The sequence below is a fragment of the Methanospirillum sp. genome (assembly GCF_035406105.1).
GTDB lineage: Archaea > Halobacteriota > Methanomicrobia > Methanomicrobiales > Methanospirillaceae > Methanospirillum.
In genome coordinates, this window is record NZ_DAONKG010000240.1 from 1 (window position 1) to 3,337 (window position 3,337).

Here is a 3,337-nt window from a genome sequence, read left to right on the forward strand (position 1 = left end):
ATGCACCGGAAGGGTATGAGGTGATGTACGAGGCAACGCATCACGGTCCCACCTCCCTTCCCTGTCCCTCATGTTTTGTAGAACTTGGAAGCTCCGAGACCGAATGGAATGATCGGAATGCGGCCCGGGCGGTTGCAAAAGCAGTCCTTGATGCCCTGGTCATGGATACCTCATCAGTCATCCCCCTCGCAGGATTTGGAGGGACGCATTATGCCCAGCGTCAGACCGAGATAACCAAACTCACGAGGGGAGGATTTGGTCATATCATGCCTACCCGTGATATTCCATACCTGACAGACGATCTGTTCCAGGATATTATCAGATCGTCTGGTGCAGTTGCTCTCTATATTGATGGCAAAGCCATGTCAGGAAGAGAAGAACGACTGATAACTGGACTTGCTGAGCGGTATCAAATTCCGGTTCTGGGGCAGGGGGATCTGATGCGGATGCATACTCTCCCTTTTGCAGATTATATCAGGATCAGAACATGTGCAGCAGCCGCTGTACCAGGGTCTTCCCTTGTCCTGCATATGCTTGAACATGTGCAGCAGCCGGTGGTGGTATCAATTCCGGGTGAGCTTATTGAGGAAGTCATGAAATGCGCAGCACAGCCGTTTCTTTCTGCGCTTGAGCCACTCCCTGTTGCTCATCTGACCGGAAGAGGGAAAGCGTGTCATCCGGTTTTTATCACCGATGCTGCATTCAGCGCCAGAATAGCGGATGAATTAATACATCTCTGCGTAACATTGTTACAGGACAGATACACCTGTTCTTTTGAGGGGGATTTTCTAATCATCAAAAAATTACGGTTTGATCCAAAGAAAGCCAGAGAATTAGGTATTCCTCCCGGCCCGCTCTATAGTGAGCTGATGGCAGGAAACCCGGTACAGGCTGGTGATATGGAGATCTATCCGGACATGGTGATGACAGAGACGTTAACGCGGATTCATATTCCGCAGGGGCAGGCCAGATGAAATCAATCGTTGAAGAAGCACTCAACAGGGCAAAAGCAGAGCAACAGATCCCACAGAATAATAGTGACCTTGATGCTGTCCTCCGGACGATGACGACCCGGATATCGGTTGTCGGATGTGGAGGAGCCGGGTCAAACACCATCACCCGCATGAAGGATGAAGGGATTGCCGGGACCACACTGTATGCCATCAATACCGATGCCATGCACCTTGCAACGGTCAAGGCTGATCACCGGATTCTCATTGGGAGACAACGGACAAGAGGGCTTGGTGCAGGATCCTACCCTCAGGTCGGTGAAGAGGCGGCTCTGGAGAGTGAACATGATATCCGGCGGGCTGTTGAAGACTCGGACATGGTTTTTATCACCGCTGGTCTTGGCGGAGGAACCGGGACCGGATGTGCTCCGGTTGTTGCCCGGGCAGCTCACGAAGAAGGAGCTCTGACTATTGCAATTGTGACACTGCCGTTCTCATCCGAAGGGGCGATCAGGATGGAGAACGCAGAAGCCGGTCTTGAACGTCTGCGTGATGTTGCTGATACGGTCATTGTTGTTCCAAATGACCGGCTTATTGAGATTGTGCCAAAACTTCCCCTCTATGCAGCATTCAAGGTTGCCGACGAGGTGCTCATGCGGGCAGTAAAAGGCATTACCGAGCTGATCACTGTTCCCGGTCTTGTAAACCTTGACTTTGCAGATGTGCGTGCCATCATGGAGAAAGGAGGGGTTGCCATGATCGGGATGGGCGAGAGTGATGCTCAGGACAAGTCTGCTGATTCGGTTCGCAAAGCCATCAGGTCACCCCTGCTTGATATTGACATCTCCTGCGCCACATCTGCTCTTGTCAATGTGACCGGTGGTCCGGACATGACGATGGCCGAAGCAGAAGGTGTTGTAGAAGAGGTATATAATCTGATAGATCCTGATGCACGGATAATCTGGGGAGCACAGATAGATCCGACGATGCAGAACACGATTCGGACCCTTCTTATCCTGACCGGTGTGCGGTCGCCACAAATATATGGTAGGAATGAAAAAAATAACCCGAAATTTCAGAGACACTTTGAGATTGATTTTCTGAAGTGATATATATGGAAATCCCCAAACTTGACATCAATTTAAACGAGGAACTCTTCCGCAAATACCTGCGTGTCCTCAAACTTGCTCGTTTTCCGACACGGGATGAGTATACCAAGATTGCACTTGTCGCTGCGGCAGGTGTTGTACTGATTGGAATTATCGGGTTTGCCATCTACGAACTCTTCCTTGTACTCCCATCCTGATACCCATGGAGAATGAACACCGTCTTACCCGCATATATGCGGTAAAGACCACAAACCGGTCAGAACGGTCGGTCGCAGACAATATCGACAAGGCGGTGCGGGACGCTGATAATGATATCCGGGTTATGTCAGTTATCGTCCCTGACGAACTGAAAGGATATGTTCTGGTAGAGACCGATGAACCGATTGCCAGGGTTCAGGAACTGATGGAACATGTTCCCAGTGCGCGCACTGTCCTTCCCGGGATAACCACACTTGAGGAAGTTGGTCACTACCTGATACCAAAACCGGCAGTCAGTGGTATTGATGAAGGGACAATTGTTGAACTGATCAACGGTCCGTTCAAAGGAGAAAAAGCGGTAGTCAAGCGAGTTGACGCTTCAAAAGAGGAGATTACCGTTGAATTGTACGAGAGTGTTCTGCCAATTCCCATCACGGTCCGGGGTGATCACGTCAGGGTCATCGACCGTGGCGAAGACGACTCGTGATACGAGGGCAGGACCTGCCGGACATATTCTTTTTTATGTATCCTTCCAACCTTAATGAACCCAGATGGACATCACTGTCCTGACTGGTGATACACAATGGCAGAAGTAGTCGAGGTACTAGTACCCGGTGGCAAGGCAACTGCTGGTCCGCCACTCGGTCCGGCACTGGGTCCCCTCGGTATCAACGTCAAGGCTGTTGTTGATGAGATTAACAAAAAAACCGCATCCTTTAACGGAATGCAGGTTCCTGTCCGTGTAGAGGTGGACGAGAAGAAGAATTTCACCATCTCGGTCGGTATTCCGCCCACGACAGCACTTATCATGAAAGAAGCAGGCGTTGAAAAAGGCTCTGGTGAGCCGAATACCAAGATTGTCGGGGACGTGTCACTTGAGGCTGCTGTCACGATTGCCAAAATGAAACTTGATGATATGCTTTCCTATGATCTCAAGAGTGCGGTCAAGGAAGTCGTCGGTACCTGCGTATCGCTCGGCATCACTGTTTCAGGCAAAAAGCCCAAAGATATGCTCAAAGAGATAGATTCGGGCGCTCATGACGCAGTTCTCGTGGGATAGAATCGATATGTAACCATAGA

At 50.4% G+C, this 3,337-nt stretch carries 5 protein-coding genes; all 5 read left to right on the forward strand.

Annotated features, from left to right (window positions below; all coding sequences use genetic code 11):
* Positions 1 to 974, forward strand: a 974-nt coding sequence (locus tag PLA23_RS11730) for a D-aminoacyl-tRNA deacylase (protein WP_324475298.1), incomplete at its 5' end; no start/stop codon positions are given.
* Entirely contained in the window at positions 971 to 2,059 is a 1,089-nt protein-coding gene (gene ftsZ, locus PLA23_RS11735; RefSeq protein WP_324331809.1) for a cell division protein FtsZ, read from the forward strand. The genes PLA23_RS11730 and ftsZ, both read left to right, overlap by 4 nt.
* Before the next feature lie 5 nt (positions 2,060 to 2,064).
* Positions 2,065 to 2,256: a protein translocase SEC61 complex subunit gamma gene (locus tag PLA23_RS11740; protein WP_324331810.1), complete on the forward strand. Its 192-nt coding sequence runs from the start codon at positions 2,065 to 2,067 to the stop codon at positions 2,254 to 2,256.
* Positions 2,257 to 2,261: 5 nt separating this feature from the next.
* Positions 2,262 to 2,744 carry a transcription elongation factor Spt5 gene (locus PLA23_RS11745; RefSeq protein ID WP_324331811.1) on the forward strand — a complete coding sequence of 161 codons (483 nt, stop codon included), beginning with the start codon at positions 2,262 to 2,264 and terminating at the stop codon, positions 2,742 to 2,744.
* Between the two features lie 96 nt (positions 2,745 to 2,840).
* Positions 2,841 to 3,317, forward strand: a complete 477-nt coding sequence (locus PLA23_RS11750) for a 50S ribosomal protein L11 (RefSeq protein WP_324331812.1) — start codon at positions 2,841 to 2,843, stop codon at positions 3,315 to 3,317.
* Positions 3,318 to 3,337 lie beyond the last annotated feature (20 nt).